The sequence below is a fragment of the Sphingomonas sp. LHG3443-2 genome, from assembly GCF_049896405.1.
In the GTDB taxonomy this organism is placed as follows: domain Bacteria; phylum Pseudomonadota; class Alphaproteobacteria; order Sphingomonadales; family Sphingomonadaceae; genus Sphingomicrobium.
The window spans coordinates 624,478-649,366 of sequence record NZ_JAFCUG010000001.1 but is presented as its reverse complement, the minus strand read 5'-3'; the positions used below and the strand labels follow the sequence as shown (position 1 = coordinate 649,366).

Below are 24,889 nucleotides of genomic sequence, written 5' to 3'. Positions count from 1 at the left end.
GCTTGGTTGGCAAAATCTATCGACAACCGCGCGTTGTTGAGGCAAGTAACTGAAATGCGACAAAATTCCCGCTTGCGGCAGGTCTCCTCCCTCCTCTGCATCTCCGTCCTGCTGAGCAGCTGTGGCGGCGGTGGCGGGTCAAGCGATTCGGGCACTGCGCCGCCGCCTGTGGTGGTGACCCCGCCGGTCACCACGCCGCCGGTCTCGAGCGCCTGTTCGCTCAGCGCTCGCCTCGACTGGGTAACGCAGCGCTTGCGTGAGGATTACCTCAACCCCGACCTGCTCGCGACGGTGAACCCGGCGGGCTACACCGACATTCAGGAATATATCAACGCGCTGACCGCGCCGGCCCGCGCGGCAGGCAAGGACAAGCTCAACTTCTCTTACGTGACCTCAATCGCGGAAGAGAATGCACTTACCAACAGCGGCTCGTCGGCCGGTCTCGGCATCCGCCTCTACACCGAAAGTACGCGGCTGTTCGTCAGCGAAGCCTTTGAAGGCGCGCCCGGCCTGGCTGCCGGCCTAGACCGCGGCGTAGAGATCCTTGCTGTCGGTACCAGCGCCAACAACCTCCAGAACGTCTCCGATCTCATCACCAATGGCGGGCTCAGCGCCGCGCTGGGTCCGAATGAGCCCGGCGTCGCGCGCACCTTCCGCATTCGCAGCGTCGCGGGCGTCGAAAGCGTGATCACCGCCACCAAGACCGACTATGCGCTCGACCCGGTGTCCGATCGCTATGGCAGCAAGATCCTGAACGACGGCGGCAAGAAGGTCGGCTACGTCAATCTGCGCACCTTTATCGTTGCTGATGCCGACCAGCAGCTCCGCACCGTCTTCGCCGACTTCAAGGCGCAGGGCATCACCGAGGTGATCGTCGACCTGCGCTACAACGGCGGCGGTCTCGTCAGCCTGGCGGAAACGCTGACCAACCTGCTGGGCGCCAACCGCACCAGCAGCGATGTCCAGAGCAAGACGGTGTTCAACGCGCGGTTGTCGTCAAACAACCGCACCACCTTCTTCGCGCCGCAGCCGCAGTCGATCGCACCGAGCAAGATCGCCTTCATCGGCGGCCCGGCGACGGCGTCCGCGAGCGAGCTCGTGATGAACGCGCTTATTCCTTATTACGGTGCCAACGTCGCGCTGATCGGCGCGAACACCTACGGCAAGCCGGTCGGCCAGATTGCGCGTGACCGACCCGAGTGCGACGACCGGCTGCGCGTGATCGCCTTCCAGACCGTCAATCGCGACAACAATGGCGATTACTTCAACGGGCTTGCGAACAGCTTCCAGCGCACCTGCCGCGCCACCGACGACCTGACCAAGCAGCTTGGCGACCCAACCGAGGCGAGCATCAAGACGGCGCTCGACTTTCTCGCCGGACGGTCGTGCACCCCCATCACCGGCGGGGTCAGCGCGCTGTCGTTCGGCACGAGCCGCGGCCTGCTTGAATCGCCGAAACCGTCGTCGGCGCAGCGCGAGGTTCCGGGCCTGTTCTGATGCGGAGCCTGCTGCTCGCTTCGGTGGCCATGATGGCGGGGCCGACGGTCCCGCCCAAGGCGCCGCCGCCAGCAGACAAGCCGCCCTGCGCTGACCAGGGCAAGGCGCCGCAGCCGCTGCGGCCGGACAAGCCGTCGGACGCGCAGCGCTTCAATCCCGGCCTGTTCTAGGCGTCGACATCGCTCCGAAGCGGAGCGGGTGACGGCGCGAGCCTTTACCTGTTGGAAGGAAGGGCAGCGTTACAGCGTTCCTCGCCATGGACCGCCGATGACCGCCTTGAAAGCTCCCGCCGGACCCGATCCGTTCGTCGACCAACGGCAGCATCCGCGCGTCAGCGTCGCCATGCCGGCGTTCCTGATCTTGGGCGGGCGGCGTTATCCGGTGCAGATCGTCGACTTGTCAGCCGGCGGTGCCAAGGTGGATTGCGGCACGGCGCTGGTAGTGGCCGGCGCGGTGGTGACCCTGAATTGGGGCGGCGCGGGTGCGCAGGCGAGCGTGCGCTGGCGCGAAGGGCGTTTGGCCGGGCTCGCGTTTGCGGCCGAACTCGACCCGCGCGATGTCGCCGACCTCGCCCGCCGCGGGCAGGCGCTGGGCGCGCGGTTGCGGAGCTAGGAAGCGGCAACGAAGGCCACCGCCTGACAGGGTCGGCGCGTGATCCTGGCCGAGCTCGTCGCAGGAGAAGAAAAGCGCCTGTCCGCAGGTCACAGCAAAGTTCTCACGCTGTGACCCAGCGCGCGGCGGTGACCCCAGTCGATCCGGAACGGGCGCGCCATGATGTCGTCCCACATCAGCGCGAACAGCCCCTGCGGATCGCGGGCGCGAAGGCGATAAGCGCTTTCCCGGCTGAGCCCGGCCTTGCCCGCCGCTTCGCTCGCCGAGCGGGTGCGTTCCAGCCAGTGGAGGAAGATGCGCTGGCGCTCGGGCGTCCAGCTGGGGCGGGGAGAAGGGGCCGACTCGGGCATCGAACAGGATAGAGCAGGCGAAATCCTATTAGGGAAGCCGCCCTTGCCGGAGCCGGGCGGCAGGCGCACCATCGCCCGCATGGGCCACGAGACGATCCGCGGCGGGCTGCCGATCCTGCACTTCGCCGATGCGGCCGCACTGGAGCGCTGGCTGGAGGCGCAGGCGGCCGGCGAGGCGCCGGATCAAAAGGGCATCTGGCTCAAGATTGCCAAGAAGGACCGTGGGGTTTCGTCGGTCTCCGTGTCGGAGGCGATCGACGTTGGCCTGTGCTTCGGCTGGATCGATGGGCTGATCAACCGTCTCGACGAGGACTTCTACCTCGTCCGCTACACCCCGCGGCGGCCGCGATCGAAGTGGAGCCAGATCAACGTCGAGCGCGCCGAGGCGCTGCTGGCGGCGGGCAAGGTGCGGCCCGGCGGGCTCAGGCAGATCGAAGCGGCCAAGGCGGACGGCCGGTGGGAAGCGGCCTACCCCCCGGCGAGCCGGATGGAGGTGCCGGCGGACCTAGCTGCGGCGCTGGAGGAGAGTGCAGAGGCCAAGGCGGCGTTCGAGGCGCTGAAGGCGAGCGAGCGCTATTCGGTGCTCTACCGGCTGCACCAGGTGCATGGAGCGGAGAAGCGGAAGGTGGCAACTGCCAAGCTCGTCTGTCAATTAGCGGTCACTAGCGCCCATTAGCAGTCACTAGCACCCATTAGCAGTCACTAGCACCCATTAGCGCCCATTAGCAGTCACTAGCACCCATTAGCGCCCATTGACGGTCACTGGCACCCATTAGCAGTCACTAGCACCCACAAGTGCCCACTCACTTCACTAGAGGCCTCTAATGCGCGGCTCAGCACTCACCGCTTCATTAGGGTCAACCGATCTTAAAGCATTGATCCATGCTGCGAACGATTTCGTGGGCAAGCGATAAAATCCCTGGCGGCTCTCATCCACCAGAATGATGTTCTTTTGCTTTAAGGATTGCAGAGCATTGTTAATAGTCGACTCCTTCAGACGAGTGTCATGAATGAGCTGCTTACGAGATACCCAGCTGTCGCTATATCTCGCCATTGAATTTAAGACCTTCCGGTAATCGTCTGAGTTAATCTTACCAAAGTACGCCTCAGAAAAGTACTTTTTTCCTAATTGCTCAATCGCACCGTTCTCTTCGTAAGCCCCAGTTTTAACGTCGTCCTCGTCTAACACATCATCAGTGCTTACCTCGAACGCTGAGTATGAAAATTGCTGAACGAAATGCGGATAGCCTTCAGACAATTCGGCAAGTGACGCTAGAGCTCCTTCGGTGATAGTGACCTTCTGCTCATTCTTCTCGTTTGCGACCTCGATGCCGATCCTGATTGCCTGCTTACGCTCTTCAACTTCAAGAGGAGCCAGATGAAGGATCGTAAACATGCGTGGCGATGACTCATGCGATTCACGCATCTTCGGGATGGCGATTGGTAATCCTGCTAAGCCGAAGGCGACTTTGTCACAGCCGCGGCGAACGAGTCTCTCTGAAACGGTTTTCAGGAATTCTCCCAAGCCCGCGTCAGACGATGGGGCGTCTGCCTCATCCAGTAGGATGATGACTCCATCATAACCGAGTGATTGATCGTCGGCGACCTCGACAAGTTGATCAACAAGTAAGTCCTTCGCCTCATCGGGATCGAAAGCCTCTTTGTCCTTGTGATATCTTACCCCTAGAATTTCCCAGTCAGTAAGAAAGTTGAAGACGCCCTTCAGAGACTCTTTCACGGCTTGTGATTTGGCAAGAACGCTCTTGAGCTCACGAGCGATCGCACGAACTAGATCGGTTTGCTTTGATACTCCGCCAGCATCTGCCGCGATAAGGAGAAAGTTGAAGCGATGACCGTCTGGTATTGCTATGCGGCCTTTCGCAATGAGGCTGACATAGTGCAGAAGTGAAGACTTCCCAATACCTCGTTCGCCCTCGATAAAGAAATTCTGGGGATTACCAAGCTTCGCCTGATATAGGTATCGCTCGATTTTGAGAATTTCATCTAGGCGGCCAACGAACATCCCAGGATTCACGATCTTATTGGGCTGAAAGGGATTGAATCGCACGTTGCAGGCCTTTCAAGTGTTGCACGACTAGGTTGTCGAAATTCATTCTGCTGCGTCTATGCGATGCGGCCCCTGGCTAGAGGGCATTACGATGTGCCCTCATCTTCTTGACCTTAATCCCGCTCGCGCCCACCAGCGCCGATGTACAACTCGTTGCCGCCCGCACGATATCGCTCGCTCATCTCGGCCATCCCCTTTTCCGCTTCCTCGACGGCGATGCTGTTTTCGAGCGGGGCGTTCTGCTTGGCGGCGAAGTCGCGGACTTCTTGCGTGATCTTCATCGAGCAGAACTTCGGCCCGCACATGGAGCAGAAATGCGCGGTCTTGGCGCCTTCCGCGGGCAGCGTCTGGTCGTGATATTCCTCGGCCGTGTCGGGGTCGAGGCTGAGGTTGAACTGGTCGCGCCAGCGGAATTCGAAGCGGGCGCGGGAGAGCGCGTCGTCGCGGACCTTGGCGGCGGGGTGGCCCTTGGCAAGGTCGGCGGCGTGGGCGGCGAGCTTGTAGGTGACGACGCCGACCTTGACGTCGTCGCGGTCGGGGAGGCCGAGATGCTCCTTGGGCGTGACGTAGCAGAGCATGGCGGTGCCGAACCAGCCGATCATCGCCGCGCCGATGCCGCTGGTGATGTGGTCGTAGCCGGGCGCGATGTCGGTGGTGAGCGGCCCGAGCGTATAGAAAGGCGCTTCGCCGCAGACGGCGAGCTGCTTGTCCATATTCTCCTTGATCTTGTGCATCGGCACGTGGCCGGGGCCCTCGATCATGACCTGGCAGTCATGCTCCCACGCCTTCTTGGTCAGTTCGCCAAGGGTGTAGAGCTCGGCGAACTGCGCTTCGTCGTTGGCGTCGGCGATCGAGCCGGGGCGCAGGCCGTCGCCGAGGCTGAAGGACACGTCATAGGCCTTCATGATCTCGCAGATCTCGTCGAACCGCTCGTAGAGGAAGCTCTCGCGGTGATGGGCGAGGCACCATTTGGCCATGATCGACCCACCGCGTGATACGATGCCGGTGACGCGCTTGGCGGTGAGCGGCACGTAGGGCAGGCGGACGCCCGCATGGATGGTGAAGTAGTCGACGCCTTGCTCGGCCTGCTCGATCAGCGTGTCGCGGAAGATGTCCCAGGTCAGGTCCTCGGCGATGCCGCCGACTTTTTCCAGCGCCTGGTAGATGGGCACGGTGCCGATCGGGACGGGCGAGTTGCGGAGGATCCATTCGCGGGTGTCGTGGATGTTGCGGCCGGTGGAGAGGTCCATCACCGTGTCCGCGCCCCAGCGGATCGCCCACACCATCTTGTCGACCTCGGCCGCGACGTCGGAGGCGACCGCCGAATTGCCGATGTTGGCATTGATCTTCACCAGGAAATTGCGGCCGATCGCCATTGGCTCGGCTTCGGGATGGTTGATGTTGGCGGGGATGATTGCGCGGCCGCGAGCGATCTCGTCGCGGACGAATTCGGGCGTCACGAAATCGGGAATGGCGGCGCCGAAGCTCTCGCCGTCGCGGGCCTGGTTCAGCGCGGCTTCGCGGCCGAGGTTCTCGCGGATCGCGACATATTCCATCTCGGGCGTGATGATGCCGCGGCGGGCGTAGTGCATCTGGGTGACATTCGCGCCGGGCGAGGCGCGCAGCACCTTCTTGCGGACGTTGGGGAAGGGCGCGACGCCGCCCGAGCGGTCGGGGCCGAGCTGGCCATTGTCTTCAGGGCGGACTTCGCGCTGGGTGACTTCCTCGACGTCGCCGCGGCCGCGGATCCAGTCGCGGCGAAGCTCGGGCAGGCCGGCCATGATGTCGATGCGGGCGGCGTCGTCGGTGTAAGGACCGGACGGGTCATAGACCGTGACCGGCGCCTCGCCCGCCGAGGGCTCGAGGTGGATCTGCCGCATCGCCACCTTGAGCGGGCCGACGTGGATTTTCTTGGAGCCGCGAATGGGACCGGTGGTCACCTTCAGCTCAGTGCGTGCGGGAATGTCTGCCATGTCTAAAGTTCCTCTTCCTCCGCCGGGGTCAGCCGGATCAGGTTCTCGGGTCGAGCGGGGCCAGCCGCTCCTCTCAGCTCAGGCGAGCTCCCCGGGGACACCCCGTCTTAGAAGCGGTCGCGCCATTGCGCCAGCACGCTTCGCTGTTCATGAGGACGGCCGATGGCACTGACCCACCTCGACCGGCTGGAAGCGGAAAGCATCGCGATCCTGCGCGAAACGGTTGCGGTGTGCCGGCGCCCGGTGATGCTCTACTCGGTCGGCAAGGACTCCAGCGTCATGCTGGCGCTCGCCCGAAAGGCCTTTGCGCCGGGACCGCTGCCCTTTCCGCTGCTGCACATCGCCACCGGCTGGGACTTCCGCGCCGTGATCGCGCATCGCGATGCGATGGTGGCGCAGCACGGGGCCGAGCTGATCGTCCGCGGCGGGGCGGAGCGGCTGAACCCTTTCACCACGCCGCTGGCAACCTACAGCCGGGCGATGCTCACCGATCCGCTGCGCGCGGCGTTGGTGGAAGGCGGCTATGACGCGGCGTTCGGCGGCGGGCGGCGCGACGAGGAGAAGGCCCGCGCCAAGGAGCGCATCTTCTCCTTTCGCGCCCGCGGCGGCGGCTGGGACCCGCGCTATCAACGGCCCGAGCCGTGGGGCATGCTGAACGGGCACCTCCACGAAGGCGAGTCGCTTCGGGTCTTCCCGCTGAGCAATTGGACCGAGCGCGATGTGTGGGACTATGCCGCCCGCGAAGCGGTGCCGCTGGTACCGCTCTATTTTGCGGACGTCCGACCGACCGTCGAGCGGGGCGGCATGCTGCTGATGGTCGACGATCCCGCCGAGATCACGTTGCGCCCCGGCGAGAAGATCGTGGAACGGCGGGTGCGGTTCCGGACCATGGGGTGCTGGCCGCTGACCGGCGCGCACGCCAGCGATGCCGAAAGCATCGAACAGGTCATCGCCGAAGTCGCCGCTTCACGCAGCAGCGAGCGGGCGGGCCGTGCGGTTGACGGCGAAGCAAGCGCGTCGATGGAAGCCAAGAAGAAGGAAGGCTATTTCTAACCTCGTGGATCTGCTTTGTTTCATCACCTGCGGGAGCGTCGACGACGGCAAGTCCACCCTGATCGGGCGGCTGCTGCACGATTGTGCGGCGCTGACCGACGAGCAGCAGGCGGCGCTTGGGAGCGAGCCCGACTTCGCCGAGCTGCTCGACGGCCTCAGCGACGAGCGCGAGCAGGGCATCACCATCGACGTCGCCTGGCGCTATTTCGGGACGCCGCGGCGGCGCTTCATCATCGGCGATACGCCGGGGCATGAGCAATATACGCGCAACATGGTGACCGGCGCCTCGGTCGCTGATGCGGCGGTGCTGCTGGTCGACGCGCGCAAGGGGCTGCTGTCCCAGACCCGGCGCCACGCCGCGATCCTTGCGCTGCTGGGCGTGCGCGCGCTGGTGCTGGCGGTGAACAAGATGGACCTCGTCGGCTTCGCGGCCGAGCGGTTCGAGGAGATTGCGGGCGACTTCGCGGCCGTGGCGACGCGGCTGGGATTGCCGGAGCCGGTCGCCATTCCCGTGGTGGCGCTTAGCGGCGCCAACGTGGTCGATCGCAGCGGAGACACCAGCTGGTATGGTGGACCCACGCTGATCGAGGCGCTTGAGGCCATCCCACCCGCGGACGACCTCGGTGCCGATCGGCCGCTGCGGCTGCCGGTGCAGACGGTGCTTCGCGATCGTGAGGGCAAGCGGCTGGTTGCTGGCACCGTTGCCGCCGGCCGGATTGCGCGCGGTGACCCGGTGGTGGTGCTGCCCGGCGGCATCGAGACCAAGGTCGCAGGCTTGTGGATCGGCGAGGAGGAGGTCGCCTCGGCAGAGGCTGGCCGCGCCCTTTCGCTCTCCCTTGCCGATGAGGTCGATTGCGGACGCGGCGCGGTGATCGCCGCCGCCGACGCGGCGCCGGCCAGTGCCGACCGCTTCGAGGCCAATCTCGTCTGGCTTGGCGACGAGCCGCTGCTCGCCGGCCGCGGTTACTGGCTGCAGCTCGGCACCCAGAGCGTCACCGCCTTTGTCCAGCGGCCCAAATATGAGCTGGGGATCGAGACGGGCGAGCGGCTTGCGGCCAAGACGCTGGGGCCGAACGCCATCGGTGTCGCCGAGCTTGCGACCGATCGTCCGCTGGTGTTCGAGCCGTACGAGGACAGCCGGACGCTCGGCGGGTTCATCCTCGTCGACAAGGAGACCAACGCCACGGTCGCGTGCGGCATGATCCGTTTCGCGCTGCGCAGGACGGCCAATCTCCATTGGCAAGAACTGTCGGTCGATCGCGAGGCGCGGGCGCGAATCAAGGGGCAGACGCCGCGTGTGGTGTGGCTGACAGGTCTTTCGGGCGCGGGTAAATCGACCATCGCCAACCTTCTCGAAAAGAAGCTTCATGCAGCCGGGCGGCACAGCTTCCTCCTCGACGGCGACAACGTCCGGCACGGCCTCAACCGCGACCTCGGCTTTGCCGACGCCGACCGGGTCGAAAATATCCGTCGGGTCGGCGAAGTGGCGAGGCTGATGGCGGACGCCGGCCTGATCGTTATCACCGCGTTCATTTCCCCGTTCAGGGCCGAGCGGGAGATGGTCCGCGACATGCTGCCGCCGGGCGAGTTCCTCGAAGTGTTCGTCGACACCACGCTCGAAGAAGCCGAACGCCGTGATCCCAAGGGCCTTTACGCCAAGGCGCGGTCGGGCGAACTCAGCAACTTCACCGGCATCGATAGCCCTTACGAGCCGCCACTTGCCCCCGACCTTCGCATCGACACGCAGGCGCTCAGCGCGGAGCAAGCGGCAGAGAGAATCGCCGACTTGTTACGCACCTGACACGATGGCAAGATGCGGCGAGTCGATGGTTCAAACGGACCCAAGCGCCTCGTGCCGCGTTGCCCGCCCGATAACCTAGGGAGAAAAAACGTGCGTGCTCTGATCCTGGTCGCTGGTGCGGCCCTTACTCTTTCGGCTTGTGGCGGCAATAGCGACGAAGCCATGAACTCCGACGCCAACCTGATGGTCGCCGACAACATGGCCACCATGGACGCCAACATGATGGGCACCGATGCCAACATGATGATGGACGGCAACATGGGCAGCATGGACGCCAACATGGCCACCAACGGTGCCACCGAATTCAACATGATGGCGCAGGACATGAACACCAACGCGCCTGACACGAACCTCGCCAACGGCATGTAAGCCGCAGGCTTTTCAGGCGGCGCTTACGCATTCGCGCTGCCTGACTCCGGGGAAGCGCTCGCTCTGTGCCAGAGCGGGCGCTTCTTCGCATTTTTCGGGTCTCCGCAGCGGCGCCGTGCAACCATCTCGCAGACGGGTCGTTGCGCCGGTGTCATGAAGAACTTCCGCACCGCCGCCGCTTTTATCCTCATTACTGCTGCGGCAACGCCTGCGCTGGCACAGGAGGAGCAAAAGGACCTGCGGGTCCGCGTCGGGCTGGGTGCGCAGGTAAAGCCCGCCTATCCCGGTGCCAAGGATGCCGACTTGCGGCCCTTGTTCGACTTCGATCTTGCCAAGGGGATCGAGGAATTCCGCATCGAGACGCCTGACGACCGCTTTGGCGTGCGCCTGATCTCGGCCGGGCGGTTCAGCGCCGGTGCGGCGGCCGCCTATCAGGGCAGTCGCAAGGACAAGGATGTCGGCGCGCCGGTCGGCAAAGTCGACGCAACGATCGAGCTTGGCGGTTATGCCGACTATCTCATCAACGACAGCCTGCGCGTTCGCGGCGAGCTGGTGAAGGGCGTCAACGGCCACAAGGGGCTCGTCGGGCAGGCTGGCGTGGATCACTTCTGGCGCGATGGCGACAAATATGCGGTGACGCTCGGGCCGCGCGTGCTGTTCTCCGATGCCCGCTACCAGCGCGCCTATTTTGGCGTCAGCCCGGCTGCTGCCGCGGCGACGGGCTTGCCCGTTTATCGTCCTGGCGGCGGTATCCACGCCGTCGCGCTGGCGAGCGGGGTGCAGACCCAGTTCGGTCCGCGCTGGGGCCTGTTCGGTTATGCCAGGGCTGAGCGGCTGGTCGGCGATGCGGCCAAGTCGCCGCTGGTCCGCACCTATGGCTCACGCAACCAGTTCTCGGCTGGCGCGGGCATCAGCTACGCCTTCACCGTCCGGCGTTAACGCCGGTCAGTCGCCTTCGCCGGGTTCGGGCGAGAAGTATTCGTCATACTTGCCGTCCTTGCCCTTGAAGTCGTCGGCGTCGGCCGGACTGTCCTTCTTGCGGGTGATGTTCGGCCACTGGCTCGAGAAGGTGGAGTTCAATTCCAGCCACTTCTCGTTGCCGCTCTCGGTGTCGGGCAGGATCGCTTCGGCCGGGCATTCGGGTTCGCACACGCCGCAGTCGATGCATTCGTTGGGGTTGATGACGAGCATGTTCTCGCCCTCGTAGAAGCAGTCAACCGGACACACCTCGACGCAGTCCATGTATTTGCAGCGGATGCAGGCGTCGGTGACGACGTAGGTCATGGCGGTCTTGAGCTCCCTTGTTGGGTAGAGCGCTATGCCGCTCCGTCCTGATCGTCAACGCCCAGCTCTTCGTAGCAGGCCCGTGCTTCGGGCGAGGGGCCGCGGCGAACGGGGAGGGAGAGGACGCGGATCACCCGCACGGCCCCGCGCAAGGGCAAGGTGATAGTGGCGCCGACGCGCACCGTTTCGGAGGTCTTCTCCACCCGGCGGCCATCAATCCGGGTGCGGCCTTCTTCCAGCAACGCCTGCGCCTGGGTGCGGGATTTGAGCAGGCGGATGAAGAACAGGAAGCGGTCGAGCCGCATCTAGCGCTTGAGTCCTGCCAAGGCGGCAAAGGCATTGCCCGGCCGAGTGGGTTGCGGGCGTGAACGGCTGCGCTGGTGGGTGCCGCGCCAGGCCCAGGCGCCCGATTGCTCGCGGAAACCGACTTCGGCCATCAGCCGGGACAGCGCCTGATCGGTCAGGCCGAGCGAGGTCGCAAGGCTGCGGTCGATGGGATCGAACGGCGTCTCCGAGCCGGCCTGGTAGCCCGCCCGTGCCTGGTGAGCGAAGGCGGCGAGACGGTCGGCAAGATCGACCCGCAGCCACAGGTCTCCGAACTGGCGGTAGGCGAGGCTGGCGCCGAGGCGGTCGGCGTCGGCGGTGAGGACCGAAGCGCCTGGGCGCGGGAGCGCGGGCATCGGTTGGCCCGAGCGCACCGCGATCAGCGCCGCCCGCCAGCGCTGCGCTTCGGGCTTCATGAGGCTGGGCGCATAGACGTCGAGGGCGCCGAGGCGGACCTTCAGCTTGTGCAGCGCCGCGCGCATCGGGCGGTCGAGCTGTCCGATCGGCTCCGCAAGCGCCTTGCGGGGCAACAGGCCGCCGGCATCTGCCAGCATGGCGGTGAGCGCGCGAACCGGCGGGCCGTAGTGGCGGTCGCTGGAGGCGGCGGTCAGCCGGGCAAGGTCGCCGACGTGGCGCTTCACTTGCCGTTCCAACCACGTTTCCATGTGGGCGCGAAGCTCGGTCCGGGCGGGGGCGGAGAGACGGTCGAGTGCGCGCACGGTGCGCAGCGCCGGTTCGGTCAGGCTGCGGCCGGGGGCAAGGCGGGCGAGGAGATGGCCGTCCGCCGCAATGCCGATGTCGCCACCGGCGGGCGCGAAGAGGGTGAAGCGCCCATCCTCGCCGGCGCACAGTTCGCGCGCGCGGCGGTCGAGCTCGTCACCCAGGCGGCGCTCGGCAGCGGCGAGCAGCAGGCGTTTGTCGGCAAGGCGGGCGGTCGGATCGACCTTGAAGTCGAAGCCGGTGAGATGGCCGATCGGCTCGGGCCCGACGCTGACTTCGCCATCGGCAGCGACGGTGACGGGCAAAGCGTCGGCCCCGCGCGCGCCGATGTCGCGAACCAGGACGGCAGTGCGGCGATCGACGAAGCGCTGCGTCAGCGCGGCGTGGAGCGCGTCGGACAAGCGCGATTCGACGTAGCGGGTGCGCTCGGCCCATTTGGCGGGCTCGGCCAGCCAGTCGGCGCGGTGGGCGATATAGGCCCAGCTGCGCACGCCCGCGAGGCGGTCGGCCAGCGCTTCGATATCGCCCGACACATTGTCGAGGCGGCTGACTTCGGCGGCGAACCAGTCCTGGCTGACGTGGCCGCCATCGGCAATCGAGTTGAAGATGCGGCGCACCATCCGCGCGTGGTGCATCGGTCCGACCTTGCGGAAGTCTGGGAGACCGCACGCCGCCCACAGCCGCCGCGCGACGACCCCGCGGCGGTCAGCGACGGCGGGATCTTCGGCGAGCGCCTTGAGGACGGCCAAGTCGATGCCCGGCGGGGCGGGGCGGAGCAGCGGATCGTCGCTGCGGGCTTCAAGGCTGTGGATAAGCGCGGTGACGTCGGTGAAGTCGAGGTCGGCTGAACGCCAGTAGAGATGGTCGAGCGGGCGGAAGCGATGCTCCTCGATCGCGTTGATCTCCTCGTCGGTGAAGGCGGGGCCATTCTCTCCGCCAAGGCCCAGCGTGCCGAAGGTGCCGTCGCGCTGGTGACGTCCGGCGCGCCCCGCGATCTGCGCCATCTCAGGGATGGTCAGGCGGCGTTCGCGGCGGCCGTCGAACTTGTCGAGCCCGGCAAAGGCGACGTGGGCGACGTCCATGTTGAGGCCCATGCCGACCGCGTCGGTGGCGACAAGATAATCGACCTCGCCGCGCATGAACATGTCGACCTGTGCGTTGCGGGTCGCGGGGCTGAGTGCGCCCATCACCACTGCCGCCCCGCCCTTGAAGCGGCGCAGCATTTCGGCGAGCGCGTAGACCTGCTCGGCCGAGAAGGCGACGATGGCGGAGCGCGGGGGAAGCCGCGACAGCTTGACCGAACCGCCATAGCGCAGGGTCGAGAAGCGCGGGCGGCTGACGATCTCGGCCTCAGGGATCAGCTGGCGAACGAGGGGCTTGAGGCTGGCCGAGCCGAGGATCAGCGTTTCCTCGCGGCCCCGGGCGCGCAGCATGCGGTCGGTGAAGACGTGCCCGCGCTCGGGATCGGTGCCAAGCTGCGCTTCGTCGATCGCGCAGAAAGCGAAATCCTTCTTGTCGTCGGTCCCGCCGGGCACCCGCGACGGCGAGGGCACCGGCATGCTTTCGGCCGTGCATAGCCAGTAGCGCGCGGTTGGCGGGGCGATCCGCTCCTCCCCGGTCAGCAGCGCGACCTGGCTCTCGCCCTTGAGCTTGACCACGCGATCGTAGACTTCGCGGGCGAGCAGGCGCAGCGGGAAGCCGATGACGCCCGACGAATGGGCGCACATCCGCTCGATCGCCAAGTGGGTCTTGCCGGTGTTGGTGGGCCCAAGGACAGCCCTGACAATGCCGTCGGAACGCCCGGCCATGTGGGTCATGTTGGCAGGAACGGTGCTGGGCGCAAGAGGATGCGTGCGCGCAGGGCTTAGCACCGCGTTAACCTTGCCGCGCGACAAGGGCGGTCATGTTCCACTCGCCCCGCCCATTGGTCGCCGCTGCCGCCGTGCCGATCGCCTTTGGCCGGGCCGGCGTGCTGCGTCGTCCGCAACCTCGCTTCAATCTGGTGGTGGACCTGACGCAACAGCCGTTCAGCAAGCGCTGGTGGCGCGGGCTGGCGACGCTGACCGCGCTGGTTGCCGGGGTATCGCAGCTGGCTCCGCCGCTTGGTGCCTTGCCGGCGGGAACGCCGGTGGCCGAAGGGTCCGACCAGGCGCGGCAGGAAGCCGCGCTGGCGGTGGGCGCTCTGAGCCAGGGATCGGCAACAGGCCTGACCATGAGCGAAGGACCGCTGGCCCGGCCGATCGTCAGCGCCCCGGCGCGGCAATCGCGCTCGCTTAGCCTGATCGTCTCGCCCGGGGACGATCTTGCGCGATTGCTCGGGCGCAACGGAGTCCGCGTCGCCGACGCCCTGCAGGCGGCCGCGCTGGTGCGAGCGGAGAAAGCCCTGCCGGCGCCCGGCACCACGCTGTCACTGCGGCTCGGCGCTCCCGATGGCGCAGGACAGCGCCCGATCGAACATCTCCAGTATCGCGCCCGGCTCGACCTTGAACTGGTGATCAGCGGGAGCGACGCTGGCCTCACCGTCGAGCGGCGCCAACTCGGCCTCGACCGCACGCCCTTGCGTATCCGCGGCAGTGTCGGCGGCGGCCTTTACTGGGCGCTGCGTTCGGCCGGTGCGTCGCCAACCCAGGCGGCCGATTATCTGCAGGCGATCGGCGGCAGTCTCGACGTCGGGAGCGAGGTGATGCCGGGCGATCGCTTCGAATTGGTGGTGGCGCAGGCCAAGTCCGCCGACGGCCGCACCCTGTCGGGCGGGCTGCTGTACGCCGGGCTCGAGCGGTCGGGCGGCAGCGACCTCAGCCTGGTGCGGGTGCCGCTCGGGGGCAAGCTGCAATGGATCAGCGAAACCGCGTCGCCCGAACCGGTGCGCAGCGGGCTGCTGACCCCAGTGGCGGGACCGATCACATCGGGCTTCGGCGGGCGGATGCACCCGATCCTTCGCTTCATCCGCATGCACAAGGGCGTCGATTATGGCGCAGGCTGGGGCGCGCCGATCGTCGCTGCGGCGGACGGTCAGGTGATCCGCGCGGGCTGGACGGGGGGTTATGGCCGGCAGGTCCGGATCGCGCATGAAGGCGGTTTGGTGACGAGCTATAGCCACATGAGCCGGATCGTTGCCGAAGGCGGCTTCGTGCGGCGCGGCGAACTGATCGGCTATGTCGGGTCGAGCGGCCTGTCGACCGGTCCGCACCTTCATTACGAAGTGTTGAAGGACGGCGTGCCGGTCAATCCGCTAGGCGTCACGATGGTCAGCCGCCCACTCGTCGACAACCGCCTGATGGCGGCGGTCAGGGCTCGTGCAAAGGCTCTTCGCGGCCTCTGAAAGCGCTCGCACACTATTGCTGGATCATTAACTTAGGCGTAAATATCGCAGCCGCTCCGAGGGGGAGCCGTGCCAATGACACAGCTTGTCGTCATTGCATGCCTTGCTTTTGACCACCGGGCACCGGTCGAGGAATTGCAAAGGTTCAAGGCATGCCTTCTCCAATGCCCGCAGGTGGAGCAGGCGATGGAAGTCTGCGGCACCTTTGACCTGATCATCCAGGGCAGCTGTTCGGATGTGGCGGAATATACCGAGGGTATGGAGCGGCTGCGCGAGCCGCTGGCGCGCTTCACGACTCGGGCCGAAACGAGCTTTGTCGCGCGAACCATGAACCGACCTACGGCGAGCACCGTTCGTTCGGGCGCGATGTGGCTGCCGTGCAAGGACGGGCGCCGCCGCGTGGAGCATCACCGGATCGACAAGATCGTCGCCGAGGGCGATTACATGCGGGTCCATGTCGGCGACTGGAGTTGCCTCGTCCACGACACCCTCGCCCATCTCGCCGCCGAGCTTGCGGGTGCGGGCTTTGTGCAGCTCCACCGCAGCTGGCTGGTGCGGATTACCTTTATCGAACGACTTCTTCACGACGGCCGGCGCTGGACCGCCCGGCTGAACGACGGCAGCAAGGTCAGCGTCGCCAAAAGTCACACCCAGGATGTGCTTCGGATCATGGCGGGTGAGTCGTCGACGGATCAGGCCCATTCACCGACGCCTACGCGCGTCACCGAAGAGGCGGCCAAGGTAAACGAAAACATCATGAAGCTGACAAGCTGAAGAGCGACACACCCCTGTCGGCGCAATGCAGCGCCCGAGCAGGAGGCAATAATGGAACGCCGCAAACTCGCATGTCTGTCCGCCGCCATTGCCATGGGGCTGAGCCTGGTTGGCATTGCCGGCGCTGCCGCTGCCGCCCGCCCGCTGCAGGATGTGGTCGTGGTGAAGGGCGAGCGGATTGATCCGGAGCTTCAGCGCCGGGTGTCCTATGCCGATCTCAACCTCGCCTTCCGTCCGGGGCAGAAGATCCTTGCGTCGCGGATCCGCAGCACCGCCAACGGCCTCTGCTGGGATCTCAACGGGCCGTTCAACGACAATCGGTGCACGGTTGACGCGATCGACAGCACCAAGGGGCAGGTGGCGGCCGCGGTTGCTCGCGCCAAGCGTCAGATGGCCGGGCTTCCGGTCGGGCCGGCGGTGGCGATCAGCATGGTGATCAGCGCCCGTTGACCGCTTGGCGAAGGACGAAAAAGGGGACGGTCACGGCCGTCCCCTTTTTGTTGACGCTTACCGCCCGTGACCGCGCCAGCGCTTTACGGTGCGGCTGATGATCTCGGCTTCACCGCCGGTTTCGCGCCACAGCGAGGCGAAACTCGGATCGCTGGAGGCCGGGCGCTTTTCGGGTTCGAGGTCGTCAAAGCGGACTCGGATGGGAATGGCGACACCTTCGCCGCAGACGATGCACTCACGGTTGCGAAGCGCGGGAATCGCATCGAGGAAGCCGCGCGCGCCCTCGGGCATGGCTGCGCGGACGCAGGCCTGGTCGCGGTCGTTGTTGAGACGCATGGAAATGATCGTGCCGCACTGCGACAACACGCCTTCCGCCAAGTCGGACGGACGCTGGGTGATAAGGCCGAGCGAAACGCCATACTTACGGCCTTCCTTGGCGATCCGCTCGAGGATCTTGCGGACCGCCTGGACGCCGTTGTTCTCGTCCTTCGGCACGTAACGGTGCGCTTCCTCGCAGACGAGGAGGATCGGCCGCTGCGCTTCGGTGCGTGACCAGATGGCATAGTCGAACACCATGCGGGCCAGCACCGACACGACGACGCTGGTGATGTCGGACGGCACGCCCGACACGTCGACGATGCTGATCGGCTTGCCGTTGGCAGGCAGGCGGAACAGGCGGCTGATGAAGCTACCCATGCTGTCGGTGATGTTCATGCCCGAGAACATGAAGGTGTAGCGGGGATCGGCCTTGAGCTCGTCGAGCTTGGTCTTGAGCCGCTGATAAGGCGTGGTGTCGCCCGCGCGGTCGAGCTTGCCCATTTCGGCGACCAGGATCGAGTTCAGATCGGTCAGCAGGTACGGAATCGGGGAATCCACCGTCACCTTGCCGAACTGTTCGGAGAACTTGTTCTTGGTGCGCGCGGCGAGCAGGCACTTGGCAAGGATGTCGGCATCGCGGTTACGCTCGGCCCCGTCGGTGGTGAGCAGCACCTCGCAATGCTCCTCGAAGTTGAGGAGCCAGTAGGGGAGCTGGAGATTGTCGACGTTGAACAGCTCGCCGCAACCCTTGAACGCGGCCGAATATTCGCCGTGCGGATCGATCATCACGATGTGACCCTCCGGCGAATAGTTGGAAATGCGGTGCAGGATCAGGGCGACCGAGGTCGACTTGCCGGTACCGGTCGAGCCGAGGATCGCGAAGTGCTTGCTCAGCATCGGATCGATGTACAGCGCTCCGCGGATGTCGTCGGTCGGATAGACGGTGCCGATTTCGACGTGGGCGCTGTCGGAGGCGGCGAACACCTGGCGAAGGTCGTCGGTGGTGACTGGATGCACCTCGGCGCCGGGAATCGGATAGCGCGTGACGCCGCGGCGGAAATTGCTCATCCCGCCATGCGCGTCGCGCGTGCCTTCGCCAAGGAAGTCGATCGCTGCGATGACCGAGCCGTCGTCGCCCTGCTTCATGGTGCGCACGTTGGCGATCAGCCAGTTCTTGCCGACCACCATCTTCACCTGGCTGCCGACCTGCCCGGACATGGCGACCGAGGGATCGCGATGCTCCGCCAGGACGAGGAGCCGGCCGGGATCGAGCCGGGCCTGCGAACCCGAACCCGCGATATCCATCACCGCACCGATCGGCTCGAACTTCTCGCGCACGAGCGGCACGCGGCTGCCAACCTGCTCTTCTTCCGAATGGCTGGTCAGTTCGTCGATCAGCTGCTTGAGACTGACGTTTTCATCCATGATTTGGCCTGAGGCTCCCACATTCTCGTTGCGGGACAGTTAGCCAAAACGCGGTTAAGATTTCCTCTAGGACGAGCGGCCGAACAGGGCAGCGGCCCCCCAACCTAGGCCGAGGCTGAGGATCACTGCGGCAAGACCGTAAAGAAAACCGTGGCGTCGGGCCGCGGTGGCGATGAAGCGCTCGAACCCCGTCTTGCGCACCTCCACTTCCTTTGTTGCGGCGGCGATCACCTTGCCGCGATCGATCAGGAAGGTCTCGGTCTCATAGGTGCCGATCGGAACCTGGCTCGGAATGGCGATGCGGGCGCGGTAGAGCACGCCGTCGCTGATCTCCACGCCGTTGCTGTTCTCGGCATAGAGACCCTGGCGGGTGCGAAGGTCGAGCAGGCCATTCTCAAAACGTTGCGCTTTCTCCACCTGCGCGCCGCCGCCCGGCGACAGCTGCAGGTTGCCCAGGCCGAGCTCGTAGACCGCGGCGGTGCGCTCGCCCACAATCTGCGCCAGCGGGCGGTTGGAGGCGACGGCATAATAGCTTGGCGCCGAGACGAAGCGGTGGCTGTCGGCATTCATCCAGATGCCGGCGATCTTCTGTTTTTCGCGCACGATCATGGGTTGGACCGGGCCTTTCAGCACCACCACCACGTCGAGCGGGCGGGTCGGCGTGCGGCCTCCGGGATAGAGGATGGCGCCGAACAGCAGCAGCTGGGCGCCGGTGAAGCTGTAGCGGATTTCGATCGAGCGGGCGGAGATGTCCGGCACCAGGCGCGGGCCGGCCTGCCCCATCAACAGCGGCGCGAGTACCAGGGCAAGGAGCAGTCGCAGCTTCACAGATATTCGATCGAAAAGATTTCCTCGGGCCGATAGGTCAGGCCGAGCCCCATGCGGAGCGCCACGAGGAGGATGATGACCGCCAGGCTGAAGCGGAGGAGGTCGGGCTTCAATCGGGTGGTGAGCCGCGCGCCATATTGCGCGCCGAGCACGCCGCCGACCAGCAGCAGAGCGGCAAGCACGATATCGACCGACTGGGTGGTCAGCGCATGGATCATGGTGGTCGCAGCGCTGACCGCGAGGATCATGACCAGGCTGGTCCCCACCACCACCCGCGGCGCCATGCCGAGGATGTAGATCATCGCCGGGACCAGTACGAAACCGCCGCCGATGCCGAGCAGGACGGTGAGGATGCCGGCAACAAAGCCCAGGGCCAGCGGCGCCAGCGGCGAGAGGTAGAGCCCGCTTGCGTAGAAGCGCCAGCGGAAGGGCAGGGAGGCGACCAGCCGGTGATGGCGTTTGCGCGGCGCTTCCGTTTCGCTCTTCTTCCACCAACCGAGCGCGGTCATTGCGTCCTTCAGCATCAGGGAGCCGATCGAGCCCAGCAGCAGGACGTAGAGAAGTCCGATCACCACATCGATCTGGCCGCTCGCCTGCGCCAGGCGGAACAGGCCGGCGCCCGCCAGGCTGCCGACGAGGCCGCCGGCGATCATCACCAGCCCCATGCGCAGGTCGACCCCGCCGCGCTTCATGTGCGCGAAGACGCCCGAAACGGAAGCGCCGGTGATCTGGGTGGTGGCGGATGCGACCGCGACGCTTGGCGGAATCCCGTAGAAGATGAGCAAGGGGGTTGTCAGAAACCCACCGCCGACCCCGAACAGGCCGGACAGCACGCCCACCAGCCCGCCAAGCGCCACGATGAGCAGCGCGTTGACGCTCATGTTGGCGATGGGAAGGTAGATGTCCATGAGCGCTGGGGGCAGCGATAGCCGAAGCGGCTGGGCAGGCAAAGGCGCTGCTGGGCCCACTGGCGCGCTCTTGGCGTTAAGCACTCGGATCATTACCCGGAGCCCCATGAGCCTTCGCATCGCCTTCGCGCCGCTTGCCGCCCTTCTCGCCGCCGGCTGCGCCACCGTTCCCGAGCGGCCTGCCACAACGCCCGTCCGCCCCGGCTTCGTGATCGCCGCCAACCCGCTCGCCGCCAAAGCCGGGATGGACGTCCTCCAGCGCGGTGGAAGCGCTGCCGATGCGGCGGTGGCGGTGCAGGCGGCGCTAAGTCTCGTCGAGCCGCAGTCGAGCGGGATCGGTGGGGGCGCTTTCATGACCTATTACGATGCGCGCAGCGGCAAGGTCATGGTCTATGACGGCCGCGAGACGGCACCGGCCGGCGCCACCCCGACCATGTTCATTGGCCCTGACGGCAAACCGCTGCCCTTCGCCACCGCGGTGCTGAGCGGACGGGCGACCGGTATTCCCGGCGCTGTGCGGATGCTCGAAACGGCGCAGCGCGCGCATGGGCGCCTGCGCTGGTCCGAGCTGTTCGAAGGCACGGCGGTGTTGGCGGAGCAGGGCTTCGCCATCAGCCCGCGGCTCGGCCGCATGCTCGGTGGCAAGTATCCGCAACTGACCGCGCCCGATGTGGTCAAATATTTCAGCAAGCCTGACGGCACCCGTCTCAAGGTCGGCGACACGCTGCAGAACCCTGTCTACGCCCGCTTTCTGCGCCGGCTGGCGAGCGGCGGCGCGGATGTCCTCTACAAGGGCGAGACTGCCGCCCGAATCGTCGAGCGGGTGCGGCAAGGCCCGTTCGAATCCTCGATGACGATGGCCGATTTCGCGCGCTATCGCCCGTTGAAGCGGGAGGCGCTGTGCCGTGAATGGCAGAGCTACACCGCCTGCGTCCCCCCACCGCCGTCGAGCGGGGTATCGACGTTGCAACTACTCCAGATGCTCGGCCGCACTGATATCGCGTCGCGAGGGCCGAACGATGCGCAGGCTTGGTACCTGTTCGCCGAAGCGTCGCGGCTGATGTACGCCGATCGTGATCGCTACGTGGCCGATCCGGCGTTCGTGAAGGTGCCGGTCGAGGGTCTGCTCGACCCCGCCTACGTCGCGAGCCGGGCGGCGCTGATCGGTCCCTCGGCGGGTCCACCGCCGGTTGCCGGAACGCCGCCGGGCGCGGCGCCGGTGGGTGCCGACCGGACGCTGGAGCCGGCCGGAACCAGCCATTTCATTGTCGGCGATAGCGCTGGCAATGTCGTGAGCATGACCACCACGGTCGAAAGCATCTTCGGCTCAGGCAGGATGGTCGACGGCTTTTTCCTCAACAACCAGATGACCGATTTCAGTTTCTCGCCAGTGGAAGAGGACGGCCGTCCCGCCGCCAATGCCGTGGCTGGAGGCAAGCGACCGCGGTCTTCGATGACGCCGCTGATCCTGATCGATGGTCAGGGCCGCTTTGCCGGTGCGTTCGGAAGCCCGGGCGGAAGCGCCATCCTCGCTTATGTCGGCAAGACCATGGTCGGCGCCGTTTATTGGAAGCTGCCGGTGCAGGAGGCGATCGATCTGCCCAATCTCGTCGCACGTGGGCCTAGCTTCGGCGGTGAGGTGGACAAGTTCCCCGCTGGCGTGGTCGCCGGCCTCGCCGCCAAAGGCGTAGCGCTGAAGCCGGGCCAGGGCGAGGACAGCGGCGTTCATGCGGTGATGATCCGGCCCGACGGCAGCATTGACGGCGGCTACGACAAGCGCCGGGAGGGCGTGGTGCTGGTGGACGAGCGCCGGACTCCGGTCAGGCGCTAGAGCCGACCGCTTCGGCGATGCTGGAGAAGCGAGTGGCGGCGAGCTTGTTCTTCAGCACCGATGCCATCTCGCGGGCAATGCCCGGTCCCTTGTAGACCATTGCCGAATAGAGCTGCACGAGATTGGCTCCGGCGCAAATTCGCCACCATGCGTCATGCCCATCGCTGATCCCGCCGGCCGAGATCAGCGGCACCTGGCCGCCGGTGACCGCGTAGAACGCCTTGAGCTGATGCATCGCCAAACTGGCAAGCGGTGCGCCTGAAAGCCCGCCGGTCTCGTCACGATGGCGCGAAGATAAGGGCGGACGGCTGACCGTAGTGTTGGACACGATGATCCCGTCGATGCCGTGATCGGCGACGGCCCGGACGATGCGGATCGGGTCGCCGTCTTCGAGGTCCGGCGCGACCTTGAGGAAGACGGGCGGATTTTTGAAGGCGACCTGCCGCGCCTCCCGCACTGCGGCCAGCAGCTCGCCAAGCTCCCCCCCAGCCTGAAGATTGCGCAGCCCCGGCGTGTTGGGTGAGGAGATGTTGATCGTCAGATAATCGGCGACCGGCGCCATCCGCCGCACGCCCTCGGCATAGTCGCGGATGCGGTTGGGGCTGTCCTTGTTGGCGCCGATGTTGACTCCGACGATCCCGCCGCCGCGACGTGCCTTTAGGCGCGCGAGCGCCGCTTCCTGCCCGCCATTGTTGAAGCCCAGCCGGTTGATGACGGCGGCATCCTCGACCAGCCGGAACATGCGCGGCTTGGGATTGCCGGGCTGAGCCAAAGGGGTCAGCGTGCCGACCTCGACGAAGCCGAAGCCCTGCCCCAGCATGGCGTCGAACACCTCGGCATTCTTGTCGTAGCCGGCCGCCAGCCCAACCGGGGAGGGAAAGCGCAGACCTGCGACCTCGCTTGCCAGCGCCGGGTCGAACGCTGGGGCCTTGCGCGTCGGCAGCACCTTCAGCGCGGCGATGCTGAGGCCGTGCGCGCGCTCGGCATCGAGGCTGAAGAAGAGCGGGCGCACGAGGGGGTAGAGGCTCATGGGCTTGCGTCTACCGCCGAACGCCGCCAGCGTCTCGCCTGCCTTTCACGGCTCTCAATCGAGGACCCTCCATGCGCCGTTCGCTTTTGCTCGTTTCCGTCTTGCTGGCTGGTTGCGCCACCACCACCCCCGACCCGCTGATCGCGCCGCCGTCCGACACTGCCCCGCCGCCGGAAGCCGCGGCCGCCGCTCCGGCGCCGATCCCTGCGCGCAACGCCCAGCTTGCCGCCTTCTTCGAGGAATATGACAAGGCGAGCCTCGAGCTGTCGCCGCTGTCCAAGGCCTATCGCGGGATCAAGGACGCCGATTACGGCAAGTGGGACGAGTTCACCGACGCAGCCGACGAGCGCGATCGTGCCCTCGAGCAGCGCTATCTCGCCGACCTCCGGACCCGCTTCCCGCGTGCGTCGCTCAGCCCCGAGGATCAACTGAGCTTCGACCTGTTCGAATATCGCATCGCGCGCAGCGAAGCGGTGCGGCCGTATCGCAAGAACGGTCTAGTCTTCGACCAGATGAACGGCGCGCAGAGCGACGGGCCGGCGTTCCTGATCAACATCCACAAGGTCGACAGCGTCGGCGATGCCGAAGCCTATGTCAGCCGCATCACCGCCATCGCCACCTTCCTCGACCAGGCGCTGGCCGAGGCCAAAGCGCGCGAGGCGAACGGCGTGCTCGCGCCGCGCTGGGTCTACCCTTACGTCATCGCCGACAGCCGTAACCTCATCCGCGGTGCGCCGTTCGACAGCGGCAAGGACAATGACCTGTGGGCCGATTTCAAGACCAAGGTCGGCAAGCTGCAGGCCGACCAGGCCACCAAGACCCGCCTGCTAGAGGCCGGGCGCACCGCCATGGTCCGCGACATGAAGCCTGCCTACAGCCGCGTGATCACCGCGATGCAGGCGCAGCAAGCCAAGGCCAAGTCCGACGATGGTATTTGGCGCTTCGCCAATGGCGCGGCGGAATATCAGGCCCGCACCAAATTCTACACCACGACCGACCTGACCCCGGACCAGATCCACGACCTCGGCCTTGCCCAGGTTGCGCGCATCCATGCCGAGATGACCGCGCTCAAGGACCAGACCGGGTTCAATGGCTCGTTGCAGGACTTCTTCAAGTTCATGCGCGAGGACAAGCGCTTCTATTATCCGAACACTGCCGCGGGTAAGCAGATGTACCTCGACGAGAGCCTGAAGGCGCAGGCGGCGGTACAGGCTGCATTGCCGCGCTATTTCGGGCGGCTGCCCAAGGCGCCGCTGCTGGTGAAACCGGTGGAGGCGTTCCGCGAGAAGAGCGCGGGCAAGGCCTTCTACCAGGACCCGCCGCCCGATGGCTCGCGTCCCGGCACCTATTACGTCAATCTCTACAACATGAACGACATGCCTTCGACCGAGGTCGAGGCGTTGTTCTGTCACGAGGGTATTCCCGGCCACCATTTGCAGGGCGCGCTGCTGAGCGAGCTCGGCAAGGGCGAAGTGCCGCCGTTCCGCCAGTTCAGCGGCTATACCGCGACCGACGAAGGCTGGGGCCTCTACGCCGAGAAGCTGTGCAAGGAGATGGGCCTCTACCAGGACCCGTATCGCGATTTCGGGCGCCTACAGCTCGAGCTTCACCGCGCAATCCGGCTGGTGGTCGACAGCGGCATCCACCACAAGCGCTGGACCCGCGCGCAGGCGATCAAGTACGTCGAGGACAATAGCGCCGACGCCAAGGGCGGGATCGTCAAGGCGATCGAGCGCTACATCGTCTATCCGGGCCAGGCGACCGCCTACATGATCGGCAAGCTCAAGATCGAGGAGCTGCGCGCCAAGGCGAAGACTCAGCTTGGCGCCCGCTACGATGACCGCCAGTTCCACGACACCATCCTGCTCGCAGGATCGATGCCGCTCAGCATGCTGGAAACCCGCGTCGACGAATGGATCGCCCGGACCAAAGCCTAGCCGCAGCGCGGTTGT

23 protein-coding genes are annotated in these 24,889 nt (G+C 65.9%); 13 read left to right on the top strand and 10 right to left on the bottom strand.

Annotated features, from left to right (window positions below):
- Positions 1 to 54 precede the first annotated feature (54 nt).
- From ACP69Z_RS03165 to ACP69Z_RS03155, 3 genes are all read left to right on the top strand, one after another.
- Positions 55 to 1,497, top strand: a complete 1,443-nt coding sequence (locus tag ACP69Z_RS03165) for a S41 family peptidase (protein WP_426266100.1) — start codon at positions 55 to 57, stop codon at positions 1,495 to 1,497.
- Positions 1,497 to 1,667, top strand: coding sequence for a hypothetical protein (locus ACP69Z_RS03160; RefSeq protein WP_426266099.1), 171 nt, complete (start codon positions 1,497 to 1,499; stop codon positions 1,665 to 1,667). The genes ACP69Z_RS03165 and ACP69Z_RS03160 overlap by 1 nt, the downstream gene beginning before the upstream one ends.
- Before the next feature lie 97 nt (positions 1,668 to 1,764).
- Complete coding sequence (locus ACP69Z_RS03155; RefSeq protein WP_426266098.1) at positions 1,765 to 2,109, top strand: PilZ domain-containing protein; 345 nt, start codon at positions 1,765 to 1,767, stop codon at positions 2,107 to 2,109.
- Positions 2,110 to 2,198: 89 nt separating this feature from the next.
- Here the strand turns inward: ACP69Z_RS03155 and ACP69Z_RS03150 are convergent, their stop codons facing one another.
- Complete coding sequence (locus ACP69Z_RS03150) at positions 2,199 to 2,459, bottom strand: hypothetical protein (protein ID WP_426266097.1); 261 nt, start codon at positions 2,457 to 2,459, stop codon at positions 2,199 to 2,201.
- A gap of 43 nt (positions 2,460 to 2,502) precedes the next feature.
- Between ACP69Z_RS03150 and ACP69Z_RS03145 the strand changes: the two genes are divergently transcribed.
- Positions 2,503 to 3,135, top strand: a complete 633-nt coding sequence (locus ACP69Z_RS03145) for a YdeI/OmpD-associated family protein (RefSeq protein ID WP_426266096.1) — start codon at positions 2,503 to 2,505, stop codon at positions 3,133 to 3,135.
- A gap of 135 nt (positions 3,136 to 3,270) precedes the next feature.
- Here the strand turns inward: ACP69Z_RS03145 and ACP69Z_RS03140 are convergent, their stop codons facing one another.
- Together ACP69Z_RS03140 and thiC are read right to left on the bottom strand one after the other, a co-directional pair.
- Entirely contained in the window at positions 3,271 to 4,527 is a 1,257-nt protein-coding gene (locus ACP69Z_RS03140; RefSeq protein WP_426266095.1) for an AAA family ATPase, read from the bottom strand.
- A 113-nt stretch (positions 4,528 to 4,640) separates the two neighbouring features.
- Positions 4,641 to 6,500, bottom strand: coding sequence for a phosphomethylpyrimidine synthase ThiC (gene thiC, locus ACP69Z_RS03135; protein ID WP_426266094.1), 1,860 nt, complete (start codon positions 6,498 to 6,500; stop codon positions 4,641 to 4,643).
- Between the two features lie 162 nt (positions 6,501 to 6,662).
- Between thiC and cysD the strand changes: the two genes are divergently transcribed.
- The 4 genes from cysD (at position 6,663) to ACP69Z_RS03115 (ending at position 10,662) form a co-directional block, all read left to right on the top strand.
- A complete protein-coding gene (gene cysD, locus ACP69Z_RS03130) occupies positions 6,663 to 7,553 on the top strand; it encodes a sulfate adenylyltransferase subunit CysD (protein ID WP_426266093.1) in 891 nt (296 codons plus the stop codon).
- A gap of 4 nt (positions 7,554 to 7,557) precedes the next feature.
- Positions 7,558 to 9,354, top strand: coding sequence for an adenylyl-sulfate kinase (gene cysC, locus ACP69Z_RS03125; RefSeq protein ID WP_426266092.1), 1,797 nt, complete (start codon positions 7,558 to 7,560; stop codon positions 9,352 to 9,354).
- A 90-nt stretch (positions 9,355 to 9,444) separates the two neighbouring features.
- On the top strand, positions 9,445 to 9,723 hold the full coding sequence (locus tag ACP69Z_RS03120) for a hypothetical protein (RefSeq protein ID WP_426266091.1): 279 nt from the start codon (positions 9,445 to 9,447) through the stop codon (positions 9,721 to 9,723).
- A gap of 153 nt (positions 9,724 to 9,876) precedes the next feature.
- Complete coding sequence (locus ACP69Z_RS03115; protein WP_426266090.1) at positions 9,877 to 10,662, top strand: MipA/OmpV family protein; 786 nt, start codon at positions 9,877 to 9,879, stop codon at positions 10,660 to 10,662.
- Between the two features lie 6 nt (positions 10,663 to 10,668).
- Here ACP69Z_RS03115 and fdxA read toward each other — a convergent pair whose 3' ends face one another.
- The 3 genes from fdxA to ACP69Z_RS03100 are packed head-to-tail and all read right to left on the bottom strand — an operon-like array spanning position 10,669 to position 13,859.
- Positions 10,669 to 11,007 carry a ferredoxin FdxA gene (fdxA, locus tag ACP69Z_RS03110; RefSeq protein ID WP_426266089.1) on the bottom strand — a complete coding sequence of 113 codons (339 nt, stop codon included), beginning with the start codon at positions 11,005 to 11,007 and terminating at the stop codon, positions 10,669 to 10,671.
- A 32-nt stretch (positions 11,008 to 11,039) separates the two neighbouring features.
- Positions 11,040 to 11,312 (bottom strand): RNA-binding S4 domain-containing protein, encoded by a 273-nt coding sequence (locus tag ACP69Z_RS03105; protein WP_426266088.1) that lies wholly within the window; start codon positions 11,310 to 11,312, stop codon positions 11,040 to 11,042.
- Positions 11,313 to 13,859: a helicase-related protein gene (locus ACP69Z_RS03100; RefSeq protein ID WP_426266087.1), complete on the bottom strand. Its 2,547-nt coding sequence runs from the start codon at positions 13,857 to 13,859 to the stop codon at positions 11,313 to 11,315.
- 95 nt (positions 13,860 to 13,954) lie between these two features.
- On the opposite strand from ACP69Z_RS03100, the gene ACP69Z_RS03095 reads away from it, so the two are divergent.
- The 3 genes from ACP69Z_RS03095 (at position 13,955) to ACP69Z_RS03085 (ending at position 16,597) form a co-directional block, all read left to right on the top strand.
- A complete protein-coding gene (locus ACP69Z_RS03095) occupies positions 13,955 to 15,373 on the top strand; it encodes a M23 family metallopeptidase (protein ID WP_426266086.1) in 1,419 nt (472 codons plus the stop codon).
- 75 nt (positions 15,374 to 15,448) lie between these two features.
- Positions 15,449 to 16,147, top strand: coding sequence for a LytR/AlgR family response regulator transcription factor (locus ACP69Z_RS03090; protein ID WP_426266085.1), 699 nt, complete (start codon positions 15,449 to 15,451; stop codon positions 16,145 to 16,147).
- Between the two features lie 51 nt (positions 16,148 to 16,198).
- A complete protein-coding gene (locus ACP69Z_RS03085; RefSeq protein ID WP_426266084.1) occupies positions 16,199 to 16,597 on the top strand; it encodes a UrcA family protein in 399 nt (132 codons plus the stop codon).
- 57 nt (positions 16,598 to 16,654) lie between these two features.
- Here ACP69Z_RS03085 and ACP69Z_RS03080 read toward each other — a convergent pair whose 3' ends face one another.
- The 3 genes from ACP69Z_RS03080 to ACP69Z_RS03070 form a co-directional block, all read right to left on the bottom strand.
- The gene (locus tag ACP69Z_RS03080) at positions 16,655 to 18,340 is read right to left on the bottom strand and encodes an ATP-binding protein (RefSeq protein WP_426266083.1); all 1,686 of its coding nucleotides are present in this window, start codon (positions 18,338 to 18,340) and stop codon (positions 16,655 to 16,657) included.
- A gap of 66 nt (positions 18,341 to 18,406) precedes the next feature.
- Positions 18,407 to 19,123, bottom strand: a complete 717-nt coding sequence (locus ACP69Z_RS03075; protein ID WP_426268033.1) for a TIGR02186 family protein — start codon at positions 19,121 to 19,123, stop codon at positions 18,407 to 18,409.
- Between the two features lie 41 nt (positions 19,124 to 19,164).
- Positions 19,165 to 20,076, bottom strand: coding sequence for a sulfite exporter TauE/SafE family protein (locus ACP69Z_RS03070; RefSeq protein ID WP_426266082.1), 912 nt, complete (start codon positions 20,074 to 20,076; stop codon positions 19,165 to 19,167).
- Positions 20,077 to 20,182: 106 nt separating this feature from the next.
- Here ACP69Z_RS03070 and ACP69Z_RS03065 point away from each other — a divergent pair, with 106 nt between their 5' ends.
- On the top strand, positions 20,183 to 21,907 hold the full coding sequence (locus ACP69Z_RS03065; protein WP_426266081.1) for a gamma-glutamyltransferase family protein: 1,725 nt from the start codon (positions 20,183 to 20,185) through the stop codon (positions 21,905 to 21,907).
- On the opposite strand, the gene ACP69Z_RS03060 is transcribed toward ACP69Z_RS03065, so the two are convergent.
- A complete protein-coding gene (locus ACP69Z_RS03060; RefSeq protein WP_426266080.1) occupies positions 21,897 to 22,937 on the bottom strand; it encodes a quinone-dependent dihydroorotate dehydrogenase in 1,041 nt (346 codons plus the stop codon). The genes ACP69Z_RS03065 and ACP69Z_RS03060 overlap by 11 nt on opposite strands.
- Positions 22,938 to 23,008: 71 nt before the next feature.
- On the opposite strand from ACP69Z_RS03060, the gene ACP69Z_RS03055 reads away from it, so the two are divergent.
- Positions 23,009 to 24,874: a DUF885 domain-containing protein gene (locus ACP69Z_RS03055; protein WP_426266079.1), complete on the top strand. Its 1,866-nt coding sequence runs from the start codon at positions 23,009 to 23,011 to the stop codon at positions 24,872 to 24,874.
- Positions 24,875 to 24,889: the final 15 nt, after the last annotated feature.